Source organism: Nocardia sp. NPDC019219 (genome assembly GCF_040632645.1).
GTDB lineage: Bacteria > Actinomycetota > Actinomycetes > Mycobacteriales > Mycobacteriaceae > Nocardia > Nocardia sputorum.
This window is the reverse complement of record NZ_JBEYCG010000017.1, coordinates 98,456-115,014: the sequence shown is the minus strand read 5'-3', so window position 1 is coordinate 115,014 and position 16,559 is coordinate 98,456. Positions and strand designations below refer to the sequence as shown.

Sequence of the window (16,559 nt, the reverse complement as noted above, 5' to 3'; positions counted from 1 at the left end):
TCGAGGCGACGGCTCAGGCGCGGCGACCGCGGGGGAAAGCCCGCCGGTGTATGTGAAACTCGGGATCGAGCTGTGAGGTCGCATACGACCGCCGGTGACGACGGCAAAGGAGAAATCTGCATGGTGCGCATCGGGGTCACCGGGCACACGAACGTCACGCCGACCACCGAGCCCCTGGTCTACACCGCGATCGGTGCGGTGCTCGCCCCGTACGCCGCCGCTGAGCTGGTCGGCGTCAGCTGCCTCGCCCGTGGCGCCGACTCGGTGTTCGCCAAGGCGGTCCTGGAGGCGGGTGGGCGACTCGAAGTGGTGTTGCCCTCGCGGAACTACCGGGCGGCGCAAGTGCGGCCCGACCACGCCGGGCTGTTCGACGAACTCGTCGAGCGCGCGACGGCGGTGCGGGTGATGGACTTCGACGAGGCGGGAAGCGAAGCCTATGAGGCGGCGAACGAGGCGATGCTGGCCTCGTGTGACCGGCTGATCGCGGTATGGGACGGCGCGGCCGGGCAACGCGGCGGCACCGGATCGGTGGTCGCCCTCGCCCGGCAGCGGAACGTGCCGGTCGAGATCGTGTGGCCGGACGGCGCGGCGCGCGGCTGACGCGGTCGGCGACGGTCGGCCGCGACGCCACCTGTCGGTGTCGTCGGGCACGATGGAGCGCATGACCACGGCCACCGGCGCGTCTCCGATCGACCTCACGGCCCCCGACCTGCGCGAGCACGCCGAACAGCTGCTGCGCGAACTGGCCGGGGCGAACGCTCGGCTGCGCGAGGACCAGTGGACCGCGATCGAGGCGCTGGTCGTACGGCGGCGCCGTGCACTGGTCGTGCAGCGCACCGGCTGGGGCAAGTCGGCGGTGTACTTCATCGCCGCCAAGCTGCTGCGCCGGGCCGGGCGCGGGCCCACCGTGATCGTGTCGCCGCTGCTGGCGCTGATGCGCAACCAGGTGGCCGCGGCACAGCGCGCGGGGGTGGCCGCGGCCACCATCAACTCGGGCAACGTCACCGAGTGGGACGAGATCCACGCCGGCGTCGCCGCGGGCGCGGTCGACGTGCTGCTGGTCAGCCCGGAGCGGTTGAACAACCCGGACTTCCGCGATCAGGTGCTGCCCCGGCTCGCCGCCGACGCCGGGCTGGTGGTGATCGACGAAGCGCACTGCGTCTCGGACTGGGGCCACGACTTCCGGCCCGATTACCGGCGCATCCGCACGCTGATCGCCGACCTCGGCTCGGACGTCCCGGTGCTCGCCACCACCGCGACCGCCAACGACCGGGTGGTCACCGACGTCGCCACGCAGATCGGCACCGACACCTTGGTGCTGCGCGGCACGCTGGATCGCGAGTCGCTGCACTTGTCGGTGGTCCGCTTCGACGACGCCGTGGAACGCACCGCCTGGCTCAGCGGTCACCTGCACCGGCTGCCCGGCTCCGGCATCGTCTACACGCTCACCGTCGCCGCCGCGCACGACCTGGCCGACGTGCTGACCTCGCACGGCCACACCGTCGCCGCCTACACCGGGCAGACCGACCCGGCCGAGCGCGAGGCGCTGGAGGCGGCGTTGCTGGACAACGAGGTCAAGGCGCTCATCGCCACCTCCGCGCTGGGCATGGGCTTCGACAAACCCGATCTGGGATTCGTGGTGCACGTCGGTGCGCCGTCCTCCCCCATCGCCTACTACCAGCAGGTGGGACGGGCCGGGCGCGGTACCGATCGCGCCGAGGTGATCCTGCTTCCCGGCCAGGAGGACGCGCGGATCTGGAGCTACTTCGCCTCCGTCGCCTTCCCGCGCGAGCACATCGTGCGCGCGGTGCTCGACGCGCTGGACTCCGAGCGGGCGCTGTCCACCGCGGCGTTGGAGCCGTTGGTGGAGCTGAATCGCTCGCGGCTGGAGATGGTGCTCAAGGTGCTCGACGTGGACGGTGCGGTGCGCCGGGTGCGCGGCGGCTGGATCGCCACCGGCCGGCCGTGGACCTACGACACCGAGCGCTACGAGCGGCTGTCCATCGCCCGCGAGGCCGAACAGCAGGCCATGATCGATTACCAATCGACCGCCGATTGCCGCATGGAGTTCCTCCGCCGCCAGCTCGACGACCCGGGGCTGTCCGCGGACGCCGCGGAGCCGTCCGGCTGCGGCCGCTGCGACAACTGCACCGGTAGCCGCCCGGACCGCACCGTCGCCGCCGAGGCGGTCGCCGCGACCAAGGCCCGGCTCGACCGTCCCGGCATCGATCTCGCGCCGCGTAAGCAGTGGCCCACCGGCATGGCCAAACTCGGTGTGCCGTTGTCGGGCAGGATCACCGGCGGCGCCGAGACCGGCCGCGTCCTGGGCAGGCTGACCGACCTCGGCTGGGGGCAGCGCCTGCGGACGCTGCTCGACGGCCCGGACGACCCGGTGCCCGACGCGGTCTTCGACGCCTGCCTCGCCGTCCTGCGCGAATGGGATTGGGCCGCCCGCCCCACGTCGGTGCTCGCGCTGGAATCCCCGCGCCACCCCGTGCTCACCGCCACCCTCGCCGCCCGGCTCGCCGAGGTCGGTCGCCTGCACGACCTCGGCACCCTTCGCACCCGCTCCGGCCGCCCGCCCGTCTCGGCGGCCAACTCCGCCCATCGCGTAGCCGGACTGTTCGACTCCTGGGAGATCCCCGACCTCACCCGGGTACAGGGCCCGATCCTGCTGGTGGACGCCATCACGGACACCGGCTGGACCTTCACCGTCGCCGCCCACGCCCTCCGAGCAGCCGGTGCCGACGCAATCCTGCCCTTCGCGCTGGCGACGCCGACTTAGCGACGAGGCCCGGCGGCCCCGAGCCGGTCGGCCACCTGCTCCAGCAGTCGATGACGCTCGAAGGACCCGGGCCGGTTCCTCGACGCGGGGATAGCCCGGCTGCCCCAACCGTCCCGTACCGCGTATCGAGCCCGTGCGGGCCCGAGAAGTCAGCCGCTCCGATCCGCGAACCGTGCCCACAACTCGACGACAACGCACCAAGCCCGCCTGAACCCCCGGTTCGAGCGAAGCGAGTCCGACCGTCCGACGCCGGCAGAGCACGTCGACTACGAACCACACCTCACCAGCTTCCATCGCGACACCTGCGGGTTCCGAACCACCGACGCCGGCCTACCCCGACTGAACTGACACCGAACGCCACGACGGCGCAACCAGCCACGACCGATCCAGCTTGACCTGAACCATAGGGACACCACCCGATTCGAGGGCAACACAATTCGGGTCATGCGTGGTGAGGGCTTGCCGATTAGGTTCGGCCGTCTAGCCGATACGCGAGGAGTTCGAATGTTCGCAGCACGTGGATTTGCCGCCGCCCTGGTCGGTGCCGCAACCCTGACCGGTGCCGGGGCAGCCGCCGCGGCGCCGTTGCCGCTCGAACCGCAGTCGCCCGCACCGGCCGTGTCGGTCGCAGGGAGCTGTGGTGGTATCACCGATCCGTTCGTGGCGCTGGTCTGCGCGATCAGCAGCCTGTCCGGCGGAGGCGGCACGGCCGTTCGATGAGCAGCCGTGAAGTCGGCTCAGCCGCGCAGGAACGGCGCCGAGTTCGGCAGTGACGCGTTCTCTGCCGAACCAGCCGAGCGGAAGCTGAGCGCGCACCAACGAATCGCATCCTCGAGCCACCGGACGAATCCGACTCGTCGAAGCGTTCACCGAAGTTCGTTCCGCCAGGCCCCGGGCGCGGCCGCCGCGTCCGGGGACGAAGGAGCAAGCGGTGGCCGCGCACACGCGAGCCACAAGGGGGCCGCGAGCACGCAACGCCACAGGCGCTGCACTAAAGACTGAGCGTCGCCCGCAGGCGCGCGTCGAGGGATTCCGTCTCGGCCGGGGTGAGCACGCCGAGGTGTTCGGTGAGCCAGGGGCGGTAGGCGCGGTGCAGTTTCATGGTGTCGGCCCAGCCGTGCTCGGTGTGGGTGGCCAGCACGTGGCCGGGGTCCGCGTCGCGCAGCGGGACGACCTGCAGCCAGCGGGAGCGCGACGTGATCACCGCCGAATCGGATACCAGCACGACCGTCATGCGCCGTGGGAAGGGAGTGCCGTCACTGAGCGTCGGGGCGTAGCGCCAGACCTCGCCGCGTCTCATGCGGCGTCGTCTTCGGCGGCCTGGCCGAGCCGGAGGTCGTCGTAGGCGGCGGCCAGTTCGGCTTCCTCGTCGATGGTCAGCGCGATCAGGCTCTCGTGCACGAGCGTGGTGCGCAGCGCGGCGTTGATCACCGACGACAGGCTGCGGTTCTGGCGATCGGCGGCCTCCCTGGCCCACTCGGCCACCTGCGGATCCAACGTGACGGTCACGCGCGTCGCCCTGCTCATATTCGTATGCATACCAGAGCGGTGCGATACCGGGAACTCGTCCGGGGCATCCGAACCGGCGGACTGGAGATCGTGGCCGGAATTTCGTCGGCTCGCCCACTACAGTCGACCCGTGGCCAGCAAATCCACCGGGTCGGCGATCGAGCTCGAGGTCGGCGACCACACGATCCGCGTCTCCAACCCGGACCGCGTCTACTTCCCCGAGTCGGGCGCGACCAAGCTCGATCTGGTGCAGTACTACCTGAGCGTCGGGGACGGCATCGTCAACGCGCTGCGCGACCGGCCCTGCATGCTGCACCGGTTCCCCAAAGGACTCGCGGGCGACAAGGTACATCAGAAGCGGCTTCCCGCGGGCGCGCCGGACTGGATTCCGACTGTGCGCGTGTACTTCCCACGCTACGGCAGGCACGCCGACGAGTTGTGCGTCGAGAAACTCGCCGACGTCATCTGGGCGGTGCAGATGTCGACGGTCGAGTTCCATCCGTGGAATTCGCGCGCCGCCGACACCGAACGCCCCGACGAGTGGCGCATCGACCTCGACCCGATGCCCGACTGCCCGTGGTCGCGCGTGCAACGGGTCGCGGCGGTGGTGCGCGAAGTCCTCGATGAACTCGGCGCCGTCGGGTGGCCGAAGACCTCCGGCGGCAATGGCCTGCACGTGTACGTGCGGATCGCGCCGCAGTGGGGGTTCCAGGAGGTGCGCCGGGCGGCGCTCGCGTTCGCCCGCGAGGTGGAGCGCCGGGCGCCCGATGACGTGACCACCACCTGGTGGCGCCGCGACCGGGACCCGAAGCTGCTGTTCGTCGACTACAACCAGAACGCTCGCGATCACACCATCGCCGCCGCCTACTCGGTGCGCGGCGTCCCCGCCGCCACGGTCTCCACACCGGTACGCTGGGACGAGATTCCCGACATCGATCCGCGCGACTTCACCATGGCCTCCGTGCCCGCTCGCTTCGCCGAACTCGGCGATCTGCACGCGGGCATGGACGACGCGGTGTTCCACCTGGATCCTCTCCTGGAGTGGGCCGAGCGGGACAAGGTGGACGTGGAGCTCGACGAGGAGCAGAGCGAAGCCTAGCGCCGCGACGCACGGCCACCGGCGACCGATCCGCGCACGCCCGGCGGTGCTACGGTCGCAACGTCCACCCGCTCGCGACCACGCCCTACTGCTCCGAAGGAGGTCCATCCATGAACCGACCGGCAGTGACGATCGCGATCGGCCCCACCGAGCCTCCGCCCACGCTGGTGGAGAAGGCCGTGGTGGAGGCGGGCGCTACCGTCTCCGATCTCGACGAGGCTCGCGGGCTGATCTGGGTGGGCGGGGTCGGCGAGTTCCCGGACGAATTGCCGGCCGGGGTGGAGTGGGTACAGCTTTCGGCCGCCGGTATCGAGGATTGGTTCACCTCGGGTGTCATCGCCAGGCATCCTGCCGTGCGATTCACCTCCGCCGCAGGCGCTTTCGCGGCCAGCGTCGCCGAGCACGCGCTCATGCTGCTGCTCGCGGGCGTCCGGTATCTGCCCGAGCATCTGCGCGCGTCGGACTGGCGGCAACAGGACTTCTTTCCGCACATCCGCTCGCTGCGCGGCAAGACGGTGACGATCGTCGGCGCGGGCGGCATCGGCCGCGCGCTGATCCCGATGCTGGTCCCGCTCGGCGCGCACATCATCGCGGTGAACCGCAGCGGGCGGCCGGTCACCGGCCCGGGTATTCCGTCGTCGGTCGAGACGGTTCCCGCCGAGCATCTCGGCCGGATCTGGGCGCACACCGATCACGTGGTGGTCGCGGCGCCCGCGACGCCCGCCACCAGGCATCTCATCGGCGCGGACGAACTGGCGCGACTGAAGCCGTCCTCGTGGATCGTCAACGTCGCGCGCGGCAGCCTCATCGATACCGACGCCCTGGTGGCCGCGCTGAGTTCCGGCGCGATCGGCGGCGCCGGCCTCGACGTCACCGATCCCGAGCCGCTCCCGGCCGGCCACCCGCTCTGGTCGCTGCCGAATGCCATTGTCACTCCGCATGATTCGAATCCACCGCAACTGCGGTTGGCGGCATTCGCCGACCACGTCGAAGCGAACGTCGAGCGCTTCATCGCGGGCCGCCCGCTGCTCGCTCCGATCGATCCCGCTCTCGGGTACTGAACCTGTCGGGCACACCGAATTCGAGGCCCCTCCGCGGGATTCACCAGCGCGGTGGATGCAGCGAGCATGATCTGCGATCCCGTCCTGCCGCTGCGCGAGCGTTGGCCGCCACTACGCACAAGCACTCCGCAGTGCAGTGTGGGGGCGGCGAATCCGGTGTCCCTACCTCGCCGACATCAGCCGGGTAGCGCTCGTCCGAGGATTTCCTCGATGACCGCGCTCTTGGCGTTGGCATAGTGCTGCACGAATTTCCATTCACGCTGCGCCAGTTCGCGTTTGGTCCGCTCGTAATACACCCGGTCCTCATCGTGCGTGCGCAGCCAGTCGCGGAACGCCAGGATCCGCTCGATCTCCGGCGTGCCCGACTCCGGCGAGAGCACGTGCAGATTCACATCCCGCGGCGCACCGTCATCCACGCGGCGAACCAGACAGCGATGCTGATACCAGCCCGGTTGCCGGATACGCAGGGCATACCCGGCCGCCTCGAGAGCCGGTAGATAGGCAGCCTCATCGGCGGCCTCCGGAACCAGCAGCAGGATGTCGATCAGCGCCTTGGCCGCGAGGCCGGGAACCGACGTGGAGCCCGTGTGCTCGATCCGCAGGGCCACGTCGCCGAGCGCTGCGCGTATGGCGGCCTCTTCCTCGGCGTACCAGTCCGGCCACGCGCCGTTGTACTCCTCGAGAACCACCTCGACCCCATAGGGGCGCAGTTCGCCGACTGTCGCCGCCGCGATCTCCTCGTCGTCCACCGTCGCCATACGGCACAGTAACCCGTTCGAATAACAGCCTTCTCAGAATGTGCCATTGACAACTGGCACATTAATGACTGATTCTTAGCGCATGACAAGGTCAACGAGGACCTCGGTCCCTCGCGTTCCGGCCGCGCCGTCCACACGCGCCACCGTGGCCGCGGCGGCCACCAGGCTCACCCTGCGTCCGCTGAACTGCGCGGTGCCGATGAACACGCCGGGCGTGTGGTTCGCGCGCAAGCTCATCGCGACGCTGATGGCCGTCGGTGGTCCGGTTCCGCCCGGCACTTCGGTCACCCAGGTCCGATCGGGCGCGGTGCGCGGCGAATGGGTGCGGGCGGCGGGCGTGCCGTTCGGGCCGCGGGCCGTCTACTACATCCACGGCAGCGGGTACGTCATCTGCTCGGCTCGCACGCATCGCGCTCTCGCGGCCCGGCTGTCGGCGAAAACCGGGCTCCCCGTCTTCCTCACCGACTATCGCCTCGCGCCCGAGCACCGGTTCCCGGCCGCGGCCGACGACGTCGAGGCGGGCTACCGCTGGCTGCTCGGCCGTGGCATCGCCGCGGACGACCTGGTGATCGCCTGCGACTCCGCGGGCGGGCATCTCGCCCTCGATCTGCTCGTCGAGAACGGACGGCACCGACGCCCGCAACCCGCGGCCGTGGCGATGTTCTCCCCGCTGCTGGACCTGACCCTGGGCTTGGCGGCCGAGCGGGAACGCGTCCGGACCGATCCCCTGATCTCGGCCGCCGCCGCGCGCAGGCTGCCCGCGGCCTACACCAGCGGCCACCCGGCCGACGCGGCGCGCCTGCGGCTGGCCGTCCCGCAGGGTCTTCCGCTGCCGCCGATCCTGGTGCAGGTCGGCGGCACCGAGATGCTCGGCGCCGACGCGCAGGCACTGTGCGAGATGGTCCGGCGTGCGGGCGGCAGTTGTGAGCTCGAGATCTGGCCGGGGCAATTGCACGTCTTCCAAGCCCTTCCCCTGGTGGTGCCCGAGGCCGATCAGGCCCTCGCCCGCGCCGCCGACTTCCTGCGCGCGGCGCTGGTCGCTACCTCCGGCACGGAAAAGGTGAGCTGAGATGTTCGGATTGGACAAGCTGGTGGCCCTGGGCCGCCCCCGGCGCACGCACGGCGCGCGAGCCGTGGTCACCGGCGCGGGCAGCGGCATCGGCCGCGCGTTCGCGCTGGAGATCGCGGCCCGTGGCGGCCGGGTGATCTGCGCCGACATCGATGAGGCGCGCGCCGACGAGACGGTCGCCCTGATCGAACGCGACCACCCAGGGGCCGCGCACGCCTTCCGCTGCGACGTGGCGCAGCGGGAGGACGTGGAACTGCTCGCCCGCTTCGCCGAGACGCTGTTCGACCGCCCGGTCAGCCTGGTGATCAACAACGCCGGTGTCGGCATCGGCGGAAAGCCGGTGGGGCGCATCGGTTTCGACGACTGGCAGTGGGCGCTGGGCATCAACCTGTGGGGCGTGGTGCACGGCTGTGAAGTCTTCGCCCCGCGCCTGCGTGCCGCGGGCAGCGGCGGCATCATCAACGTCGCCTCGGCCGCGGGATTCGCCGCCGCGCCGTCGATGGCCGCCTACAACGTGTCCAAGGCGGGCGTGCTGTCACTGTCGGAGACGATGGCCGCCGAACTGAGCGGCACCGGCGTCGCGGTCACCGTGCTGTGCCCGACGTTCGTCCGCACGAACGTCGCCCGCGACGGCCGGATCACCGAGGGATCGGCGCAGCTGGCCGACTTCCTCATGCGCTGGACCGGCTTCTCCCCCGAGCGCGTCGCGCGCACCGCCCTCGACGCGCACGACCGCGGGCAGCTCTACGTGCTCCCCCAACTGGACGCGCACGCCGTCTGGCTGCTCAAGCGGTGCTTCCCGGCGCAGTACACCTTCGTCCTCGGGCTCCTGGAGCGACTGCTGCCCCAGGACCACTCGACCGCCACCGACCGCACGCCGGTCACCGACAAGACAGGAGTCTGACATGGCTGCCATCGCGATGGACTTCGACGACATGCTCCGCAAGATCAAGGACCGCCAGTGGGCGCTGGCCGATATCGACTGGGACGCGCCCGGCGCGGAGACGATCACGCCCGAACTGCACGCCAAGCTCAAGCCGTTCATGGCCGATCTGATGTGGATCGAGAACGTCGGCGCGCGCGGCTTCGCGGCGATGGCGAAGAAGGCGCCGAACGAGACGTTGCGCGAGATCTACCGCTACTTCCACGCCGAGGAGCAGAAGCACGCCAACGCCGAGCTGGCGCTGATGCGCCGGTGGGGCATGCTCGAGGGTGACGAGATCCCGCAGCCGAACGTGAACGTCAAGCTGGTGATCGACTTCCTCGACAAGTACTCCGACGACATGTCGCTGTCGTTCCTCGGCACCGTCATCCCGATGCTGGAGGTCGCGCTGGACGGCGCGCTGATCAAGTTCATCATGGACGAGATCGAGGACCCGGTCTGCCAGGAGGCGTTCAAGAAGATCAACTCCGACGAATCCCGGCACCTGGCGGTCGATTTCGCCGTGATGGATCTGCTCGGACACGCGGAGATGCGCAAACTGCTCATCGACCTGGTCGGCGGCTGGGCCAAGCCGTCGCTGATCATCGGCGTGCTGAGCTATGTGCCGCTGCTGAACAAGATGCGCGACAACATCGTGGCGATGGGCGTGGACGAGGAGAAGCTCTACGGCGCGCTGAAGCGGTACGCGAACGTCGGCGAGCGCAGCGACTTCGCCCGCAGGCTGCCGATGTACCAGATCGTCAAGATGCACGGCAGCTGGGTGATCGACCGCGGCCACCCCTACCACCTGGTGGCCGACGCGCTGGTGAAGATCACCGGGCTGGTGCCGAGGGCGCTGCTGCGCAACAACCCGACCTGGTCGAAGGAACTGACCTACGAGCCCGCGGCATGACAGGGAGCCCGATGAGCACGCACACCCTCGACGTCGCCGTCATCGGCGGCGGGTTCGCCGGTATCGGCACGGCCATCCGGCTGAAGCAACGCGGGATCCGCGATTTCGCGATACTCGAGCGCGGCACCGCGATCGGCGGGACTTGGCGCGACAACACCTATCCCGGTGCGGCGTGCGACATTCCGTCGCGGCTGTACTCCTACAGTTTCGCGCCGAACCCGAACTGGTCGCGCACCTATTCCGGCAGCAACGAGATCCTCGGTTACATCGAGGCGATGGCCGCGGAGTTCCGGCTCGGTCCGCATATCCGGTTCGGGCACAACGTTTCCGGCATCGTGTTCGACGAGCAGGCCGGGGTCTGGGAGATTTCGGTCGAGGGTCACGCGGAGCCGATCCGCGCCCGGGCCGTCGTGCTGGCGTCCGGACCGCTGGCCAACGCCGGTTTCCCGGATATCCGCGGCATCGAGACCTACCGTGGTCACAAGATCCACAGCGCCCGCTGGGATCACGAATACGACTTCACCGGCAAGCGCGTGGCGGTCGTCGGCACCGGAGCCAGCGCGGTCCAGATCATTCCGGAACTGGTCGACAAGGCCGCCTCGGTGAAGGTGTTCCAGCGCACGCCCGGCTGGGTGCTGCCACGGGTCGACCGGCGGACCAACGGCCTGACCAAGGAGCTCTACCGCCGGGTGCCCGCCGCCGAACAGCTGGCCCGGCGCGCCTGGTTCTACGGCCACGAGTCGGTGGCGCTGGGCGTGGTCTGGAATACGCCGCTGACCAGGGTCGTCGAACTGGTCGGCAAGGCACAGCTGCGCAGGCAGGTCAAGGATCCGTGGCTGCGCCGCCAGCTCACCCCGGACTTCCGCGCCGGCTGCAAACGCCTGCTGATGACCGACGACTACTACCCCGCCCTGCAACGGGACAACTGCAAGCTGATCACCTGGCCGATCGCCCGGATCTCCGAGCACGGCATCCGCACCGCCGAAGGCATCGAGCACCAAGCGGATTGCATCGTGTTCGCGACCGGATTCGACGTCTCCAAGACCGGGACGCCCGTTCCGGTGGTCGGGCGCGACGGCCGGAATCTGGCGGAGGAATGGTCGCGCGGGGCTTACGCGTACAAGAGCGTCGCGGTCTCCGGATATCCCAACCTGTTCCTCACCTTCGGACCCAATTCCGGCCCGGGGCACAACTCGGCGCTGGTCTACATGGAAGCCCAGATCGATTACCTCGTCGGCGCGATCGGCATCATCCTGGACCGGGACCTGCGCATGCTGGACGTGCGACGGGATCGGCAGGACCGCTACAACGCCGCCATCCAGCGCAAGCTCTCCGCCACCACCTGGAACTCGGGATGCCGCAGCTGGTATCTCACCGATGACGGCTTCAACGCGACCATGTACCCGGGTTTCGCCACGCAGTACGTCCATCAGCTGCGCGCGGTCGATCTCGACGACTACCTGGTCGTCGAACAGACCGCCGACCAGCGGCGACAGCGGGTGGCACCGGTTTCCTAGGTGCCGAGGCGCCGGCGGCGCGGACGATAGACTCGGTCCGCAGGGAGTTCTATCAGCGTGCCGCCGGTCCATCGGCGCCCTGCTCAGCGAGGGAGGTGAGGTCGACGCCGGAGTACCGGATCGATGACCTCGCGCGCGCCGCGGGCACCACCACCCGCAACGTGCGCGCCTACCAGGAACGCGGGCTGCTGCCGCCGCCGGTCGGCAAGGACGGCCGGGCCAGCATCTACGACGACGCGCACCTCGAGCGGCTGCGCCTGATCGACGCGCTGCTACAGCGGGGCTTCACCACCGCGCACATCGCCGACTTCATCACCAGCTGGGAGACCGGCAAGGACCTCACCGAGGTGCTCGGTCTGCAACACGCCGTGACGGCGTCCTGGGCCAAGGACGAGACCTTCGAGGTGCCCCGCGAGTTGATCGGCACAATCCTCGGCGCCGACGCCGACGAACTGGTCGACCGGCTGCGCGAGATGAAGCTGGTCCGCTTGGAGGGCGACACGGTGGTCTTCACCGAGACCCAGCTGCTCACCTCGTTCGCCGAGTTGCACGAGTACGGCCTCGAACTGCGCACGCTCATCGAGATCTACGCCAAGGTGGCCGACCGGATCGATGACATCACGCACATCATGATCACCGCCGCCAAGCAGCACATCATCGACGAGCACGGCCCCGGCTGGATGCCCGACACCAGCGGCGAAATCGCCGAGACCACAACGATGCTCAACAAGATGCGGGAGCTGGCGGTGGCCTCGGTGCACGCCACGCTGGCCCGCTCGCTGGACGTCACGCTGCGCCGCGAACTCGGCGACTACCTCGCCACGGCGGCCGAGCGCGAGAAACAGCGCAGCGAATCCGGTCGCGACGTACCCTCCTAGACAAAGCGCAGAGTGCCGACCTTCGACGGATGGAGTCGCTGTGGCGTCCGACCGACCGAGAATCCCTCCGCTGCCGCTGATCCGGGCCGTCGAGTCGATTCGCGGCGCGTTGGCCGTCGCGTTCCGGAAACTGGTGCCGGGGCACGTCGCGCTGATGGAGCTGATCGCGGCCGGATGGATCTCGCAAGCCATCCACGCAGCCGCGGCGCTCGGCGTGGCCGACGAACTCGCGGCGGGGCCGCGTTCCGGTGCGGACCTCGCCGCGGCGGTCGGCGCCGACGAGGGCGCGCTGCGGCGATTGCTGCGGCTGCTGATCAGTTACGGCATCTTCACCCAACGGCGCGACGGACGCTACGCGCTGACGCCGATGGCGCGGGCGCTGCGCCGCGACGCGGATGTGTCGCTGCGCGACGCGGTGCTGTTCTTCGGGTCGCCCGGACACCGCAACCACTGGACGCATCTGGTCGACGCCGTGCGCACCGGCGAACCGGTCGGCGAGAAACTCGAGGGGATGTCGTTCTTCGACTACGTCCGGCACGACCGCGAATTCGGCGACCTGTTCGACCGCGCGATGACCAGCATCGGCACCCTGGCGATGGAACCGTTGTTCGCGGCCTACGATTTCGGCCGCTACTCGACCCTGGTCGACGTGGGCGGAGGTGAAGGAACGTTGCTGACCGAAATCCTGCGCCGCGCGCCACGATCGCGCGGCATCCTGTTCGACCTGCCCGAGGTGGTGGCCTCGGCGCCCGCTCGGCTCGCCGAACTGGGTCTCGCCGATCGCTGCGCGGTGGAGAGCGGGTCGTTCTTCGACCGTGTCCCCGGCGGAGGCGACGCCTACATCCTCAAGCACATCCTGCACGACTGGGCCGAGCCCGACGCAGGGCGCATTCTGCGCACGCTGCGTGCGGCCATGGCTCCCGAGGCCCGGCTGCTGATCGTCGAACTCGTCGTCCCCGAACACACCGCACCGCACCCGAGCAAGTTCATCGACCTGGAGATGCTGGTCAACGCGGGCGGCCGGGAACGCACCGAGGCCGAGTACCGCGAATTCCTCGCCCGGCACGGATTCACGCTGACGAAGATCGTGCCGACAGCTTCCCCGGACAACGTGCTGGAGGCTCGGCCGAGCTGACCGCCACGGATCCCCGAGCGGCCGAACGTGTTTCGCAGACGGGCGTCGTTACGAAGCCGCCGCGGGGACGAGGAACGCGAGAGTGGCGATCCCCACCGCACCGTCGGCCACACAGGTGACGCGCATCGGCGTGCCGACCGGCGTCTGCCGCGATTCGAACCCGCTGTAGTAGCCGAACACCGGCCCGGAGCGCTCCGACGGCAGGAAGAAGCCCAGACATTCCGCCTCCAGCACCGACGCCCCTTCACCGCTGTGGCACAGGGCGGCCGCGTCGGTGACACCGCGATCGACGTAGCAACCGGCCGGATCCGCACCCGCGGGCGCGGCCGCCCAGACCAAACCGCTTGCCAGGACCAGCAGAACGGTTCCCACGCCTACTCGCCGCGCCGTGATGTGCACCGCAATCCCTCCTCGGCAGATCTCAGCCATACCCGGTTGTTGCCGTGCGGGTTCTTCCGCCCTCGCATCCCGAACCCTTTCGAATATTTCAGCAGAACCGGCGGGGAGGGTCGAGCGCGACACCGTCACGAAACCGCATTTTCCAGGCTCGACGCGGGATTTCCGCGCGCTGGCCGGAGCGTCCCCGTGCGGTACATCCGGCCTCCCGGCGCCGGGACCGCTAGGCTACGAGCAGCATTGGCGGGTTCGGTGAGGATGTGATTCGGCCGTGGAATGGACCTTCACTCCGGACGAGTTCGCCCATATCTGGCGCGAGACCGATCTGGATCGGCACCCGTTCCCGCTGCGCATCCTGGAGACGCCCCGTACCGAGGACGAGGCCGAGAAGTTGCGCATCGCCCTGGCCGAACGGCTGCCGCTCCGCTCCGACCCCGACCTCTCGGCCTGCCTGCGTATCCTGGCCAAGCCGCACACCAGGATCGTGGCGATCGGCGGCACGCACGGGCCGGGCGGCGAACTGCGTCTGCTGGCCGCGGCCATCTACGACCGTGCCGTGCTCGCGGTGCAGGAACCCGGCACGATCCCGGATTTCGGTGGAAGCGTGCATATTTCGATCGGGCACAGTGCCAAATTGGGGCGGCGGATCGCGGCGCTGCTGCCGAAGACTCCGCCGGGCCGCGAACCGGCCCGCGTCGCCCCGGGTGACGCGGTACGCGACCAGGAGACCGTGCCCGCGCGGCAACAGGCGGCGCCGCGAATCCGCAAGCTGCTGCTCGAACCGCACACCGCCGAGGGACACATCAGAATCGAACCGCGGCTGGATCGTCCGACGCCGCCCCCGCCGATCCACTACACCTGGATCGATGTCCGCGACGACGGGCGATATCTGATCAAAGCGGGTGACGAAGTGCGCATCGCACCTGCCTCCGTCGAGCAGATCGCCACCCAATTGCAGAAGCGCATACCGATATAGCCGCCTTTCCTGACCGCGGCCGCCGCCTATTGCTGACCCGGCACCGGGCTTCCGGTTAGTCTGGGGCGGACCGACCGATCTCAGGGGTGAGCGATGACGATCGAGACCAGCCGAGCCGATATCGCCCGATTCAAGCAGGCCGCGCAGGCCGGGACCGTCCAGTTCGATCCCGCGGCGGCTCGGCAGTGCGCCGAGATGTACGACCGGCAGGCCGATCGGCTGCTCCACCTACAGCAGAACCTCGAATCCGCCGCGGAACTCGGCGGATTCGGCGGATTCATCTCCGCGCAGCAGTTACAGGCCGGTTTCGGCCACAAAGCGCGGGACGCGGCGGCGCTGCTAGACCACTACATCGAAGCGGCATACCGCATGAAGGAAGCGTTCTTGATCAGCGGAGGACTGTTCGAAGAGGCCGATGCCGCGGGCGCTGCCGCCCTGCGCGCCGTCCGGACGAGGTTGCCCCGATGACCGGCACCGATCCCACCTACATCAGCTCGATGGAGCATTTCGAGTCCCTGCGGCACGAGGAGATCTACGCGAAGGCGCAGCAGATCGACGCCGCGCAGGTGCTGCGCGCCTCGACGATCTGGCTCGAGGCGGCAGGGGCGCTCACCACGTCGTTCCCGCTCACCCACGCCGGGGTGGACCGCGTGATGGACACGGCCGAATGGAAGGGCGCCGCCGCCGACGCCGCTCAGGCTTGCGCACGCAGTTTCGCGGCGTCGGCCGACGAACTGGCCGCGGTGCTCGGCCAGGTCGGCGCCCGGCTCGGAGGCGTCGCCGCGGCCGCCGAGGCGGTGAAACTCGCGGTGGTGCCGCCGGGTGCGTCCGGACCGGTGGGCGCGATCGCGCAACTGCTGGAGGCGGCGCACGTCATCGACGCGCAGATGGCTCAGGAGGCCCTGCGCCAAGAGGCCCTGCTCGCGATGAACATGGTCTACAAGCCCGCCTATTCCGCCGCGGGAAGCGCCGTGCCCGCGCTGCCCGAACCACCCGCGGTCGCCGCACCGGCCACGCCGCCGTCGGTCTCCCCCGGCACGCCGCGATACTCCGCGCCGGAACAGACGCCGCCGAACGGGCAATGGTCGCCGGACACAACGCAGCCCGCGCCTGCCGCACCGGAATCGTCCGCCCCATCCCACAATCCGGCACCGCAAGTCCAGCCGAAACCGGATCCGCGAACTCCTGCGGAGCCACCCGTCCAGCAGGCTCCGCCACCGCAGCAGGCTCCGTCCACCCAGGCGCCGCAGCCCACGCCGACGACTCCGTCACCTGAGCCGGCTCCGCCGACACAGCAGGCACCGTCCACGACCGCGCCGCCTCCACCACCGAGCCCGTCATCCGCACCGCCGCAGATCCCGGAACCCACGCAACCACCGAGTTCCTCCGCGCCGCCACCACCGAGCCCATCATCCGCACCCCCTGCGCCACAGACCCCGGAACCGACGCAACCACCGAGTTCCTCCGCGCCGCCACCACCGAGCCCATCATCCGCACCCCCTGCGCCACAGACCCCGGAACCGACGCAACCACCGAGTTCC

General features: G+C 69.7%; 18 protein-coding genes. 14 read left to right on the top strand and 4 right to left on the bottom strand.

Annotated elements, in window-relative coordinates:
- The first annotated feature begins 72 nt into the window (after window positions 1-72).
- The 3 genes from ABZ552_RS27110 (at window position 73) to ABZ552_RS27100 (ending at window position 3,505) form a co-directional block, all read left to right on the top strand.
- Window positions 73-600: a hypothetical protein gene (locus ABZ552_RS27110; protein ID WP_357440604.1), complete on the top strand. Its 528-nt coding sequence runs from the start codon at window positions 73-75 to the stop codon at window positions 598-600.
- Between the two features lie 61 nt (window positions 601-661).
- Window positions 662-2,785 (top strand): RecQ family ATP-dependent DNA helicase, encoded by a 2,124-nt coding sequence (locus tag ABZ552_RS27105; RefSeq protein ID WP_357440601.1) that lies wholly within the window; start codon window positions 662-664, stop codon window positions 2,783-2,785.
- A gap of 504 nt (window positions 2,786-3,289) precedes the next feature.
- Window positions 3,290-3,505: a hypothetical protein gene (locus ABZ552_RS27100; protein WP_281874928.1), complete on the top strand. Its 216-nt coding sequence runs from the start codon at window positions 3,290-3,292 to the stop codon at window positions 3,503-3,505.
- Between the two features lie 271 nt (window positions 3,506-3,776).
- On the opposite strand, the gene ABZ552_RS27095 is transcribed toward ABZ552_RS27100, so the two are convergent.
- Both ABZ552_RS27095 and ABZ552_RS27090 read right to left on the bottom strand, forming a co-directional pair.
- Window positions 3,777-4,085, bottom strand: a complete 309-nt coding sequence (locus tag ABZ552_RS27095; RefSeq protein ID WP_281874929.1) for a hypothetical protein — start codon at window positions 4,083-4,085, stop codon at window positions 3,777-3,779.
- Window positions 4,082-4,312, bottom strand: coding sequence for a hypothetical protein (locus tag ABZ552_RS27090; protein ID WP_281874930.1), 231 nt, complete (start codon window positions 4,310-4,312; stop codon window positions 4,082-4,084). The genes ABZ552_RS27095 and ABZ552_RS27090 overlap by 4 nt, the downstream gene beginning before the upstream one ends.
- A 112-nt stretch (window positions 4,313-4,424) precedes the next feature.
- On the opposite strand from ABZ552_RS27090, the gene ligD reads away from it, so the two are divergent.
- Window positions 4,425-5,393: a non-homologous end-joining DNA ligase gene (gene ligD / locus ABZ552_RS27085; protein ID WP_281916900.1), complete on the top strand. Its 969-nt coding sequence runs from the start codon at window positions 4,425-4,427 to the stop codon at window positions 5,391-5,393.
- A 110-nt stretch (window positions 5,394-5,503) separates the two neighbouring features.
- Window positions 5,504-6,454 (top strand): D-isomer specific 2-hydroxyacid dehydrogenase family protein, encoded by a 951-nt coding sequence (locus ABZ552_RS27080; RefSeq protein WP_281874932.1) that lies wholly within the window; start codon window positions 5,504-5,506, stop codon window positions 6,452-6,454.
- A gap of 176 nt (window positions 6,455-6,630) precedes the next feature.
- On the opposite strand, the gene ABZ552_RS27075 is transcribed toward ABZ552_RS27080, so the two are convergent.
- Window positions 6,631-7,212 carry a GrpB family protein gene (locus ABZ552_RS27075; RefSeq protein WP_357440596.1) on the bottom strand — a complete coding sequence of 194 codons (582 nt, stop codon included), beginning with the start codon at window positions 7,210-7,212 and terminating at the stop codon, window positions 6,631-6,633.
- A gap of 82 nt (window positions 7,213-7,294) precedes the next feature.
- Between ABZ552_RS27075 and ABZ552_RS27070 the strand changes: the two genes are divergently transcribed.
- The 6 genes from ABZ552_RS27070 to ABZ552_RS27045 all read left to right on the top strand — a co-directional run bounded on the left by ABZ552_RS27070 (window position 7,295) and on the right by ABZ552_RS27045 (window position 13,646).
- Complete coding sequence (locus ABZ552_RS27070) at window positions 7,295-8,281, top strand: alpha/beta hydrolase (RefSeq protein WP_357440593.1); 987 nt, start codon at window positions 7,295-7,297, stop codon at window positions 8,279-8,281.
- Window position 8,282: 1 nt separating this feature from the next.
- A complete protein-coding gene (locus tag ABZ552_RS27065) occupies window positions 8,283-9,185 on the top strand; it encodes an SDR family NAD(P)-dependent oxidoreductase (RefSeq protein ID WP_281874934.1) in 903 nt (300 codons plus the stop codon).
- A gap of 10 nt (window positions 9,186-9,195) precedes the next feature.
- Window positions 9,196-10,116: a ferritin-like domain-containing protein gene (locus tag ABZ552_RS27060; protein ID WP_281919472.1), complete on the top strand. Its 921-nt coding sequence runs from the start codon at window positions 9,196-9,198 to the stop codon at window positions 10,114-10,116.
- An 11-nt stretch (window positions 10,117-10,127) separates the two neighbouring features.
- Window positions 10,128-11,633, top strand: a complete 1,506-nt coding sequence (locus ABZ552_RS27055; protein WP_357440590.1) for an NAD(P)/FAD-dependent oxidoreductase — start codon at window positions 10,128-10,130, stop codon at window positions 11,631-11,633.
- 95 nt (window positions 11,634-11,728) lie between these two features.
- Window positions 11,729-12,511, top strand: a complete 783-nt coding sequence (locus ABZ552_RS27050; RefSeq protein WP_062977487.1) for a MerR family transcriptional regulator — start codon at window positions 11,729-11,731, stop codon at window positions 12,509-12,511.
- 40 nt (window positions 12,512-12,551) lie between these two features.
- Window positions 12,552-13,646, top strand: a complete 1,095-nt coding sequence (locus tag ABZ552_RS27045; protein WP_357440587.1) for a methyltransferase — start codon at window positions 12,552-12,554, stop codon at window positions 13,644-13,646.
- 48 nt (window positions 13,647-13,694) lie between these two features.
- Here the strand turns inward: ABZ552_RS27045 and ABZ552_RS27040 are convergent, their stop codons facing one another.
- Window positions 13,695-14,018, bottom strand: coding sequence for a hypothetical protein (locus ABZ552_RS27040; protein WP_357440584.1), 324 nt, complete (start codon window positions 14,016-14,018; stop codon window positions 13,695-13,697).
- A gap of 295 nt (window positions 14,019-14,313) precedes the next feature.
- Between ABZ552_RS27040 and ABZ552_RS27035 the strand changes: the two genes are divergently transcribed.
- The 3 genes from ABZ552_RS27035 to ABZ552_RS27025 all read left to right on the top strand — a co-directional run.
- Window positions 14,314-15,018, top strand: a complete 705-nt coding sequence (locus tag ABZ552_RS27035) for an ESX secretion-associated protein EspG (protein ID WP_357440581.1) — start codon at window positions 14,314-14,316, stop codon at window positions 15,016-15,018.
- 93 nt (window positions 15,019-15,111) lie between these two features.
- On the top strand, window positions 15,112-15,486 hold the full coding sequence (locus ABZ552_RS27030) for a hypothetical protein (RefSeq protein WP_281874940.1): 375 nt from the start codon (window positions 15,112-15,114) through the stop codon (window positions 15,484-15,486).
- On the top strand, window positions 15,483-16,559 hold a 1,077-nt coding region (locus tag ABZ552_RS27025; protein WP_357440578.1), incomplete at its 3' end, for a hypothetical protein. The genes ABZ552_RS27030 and ABZ552_RS27025, both read left to right, overlap by 4 nt.

Excerpts from the sequence above, each read along its gene's own strand:
- ABZ552_RS27105 (WP_357440601.1), top strand. The coding sequence starts at position 662 with ATGACCACGGCCACCGGCGCGTCTCCGATCGACCTCACGGCCCCCGAC.
- ABZ552_RS27080 (WP_281874932.1), top strand. The coding sequence starts at position 5,504 with ATGAACCGACCGGCAGTGACGATCGCGATCGGCCCCACCGAGCCTCCG.
- ABZ552_RS27055 (WP_357440590.1), top strand. The coding sequence starts at position 10,128 with ATGAGCACGCACACCCTCGACGTCGCCGTCATCGGCGGCGGGTTCGCC.
- ABZ552_RS27090 (WP_281874930.1), bottom strand. The coding sequence starts at position 4,312 with ATGAGCAGGGCGACGCGCGTGACCGTCACGTTGGATCCGCAGGTGGCC.
- ABZ552_RS27030 (WP_281874940.1), top strand. The coding sequence starts at position 15,112 with ATGACGATCGAGACCAGCCGAGCCGATATCGCCCGATTCAAGCAGGCC.
- ABZ552_RS27075 (WP_357440596.1), bottom strand. The coding sequence starts at position 7,212 with ATGGCGACGGTGGACGACGAGGAGATCGCGGCGGCGACAGTCGGCGAA.
- ABZ552_RS27100 (WP_281874928.1), top strand. The coding sequence starts at position 3,290 with ATGTTCGCAGCACGTGGATTTGCCGCCGCCCTGGTCGGTGCCGCAACC.
- ABZ552_RS27065 (WP_281874934.1), top strand. The coding sequence starts at position 8,283 with ATGTTCGGATTGGACAAGCTGGTGGCCCTGGGCCGCCCCCGGCGCACG.
- ABZ552_RS27070 (WP_357440593.1), top strand. The coding sequence starts at position 7,295 with ATGACAAGGTCAACGAGGACCTCGGTCCCTCGCGTTCCGGCCGCGCCG.
- ABZ552_RS27095 (WP_281874929.1), bottom strand. The coding sequence starts at position 4,085 with ATGAGACGCGGCGAGGTCTGGCGCTACGCCCCGACGCTCAGTGACGGC.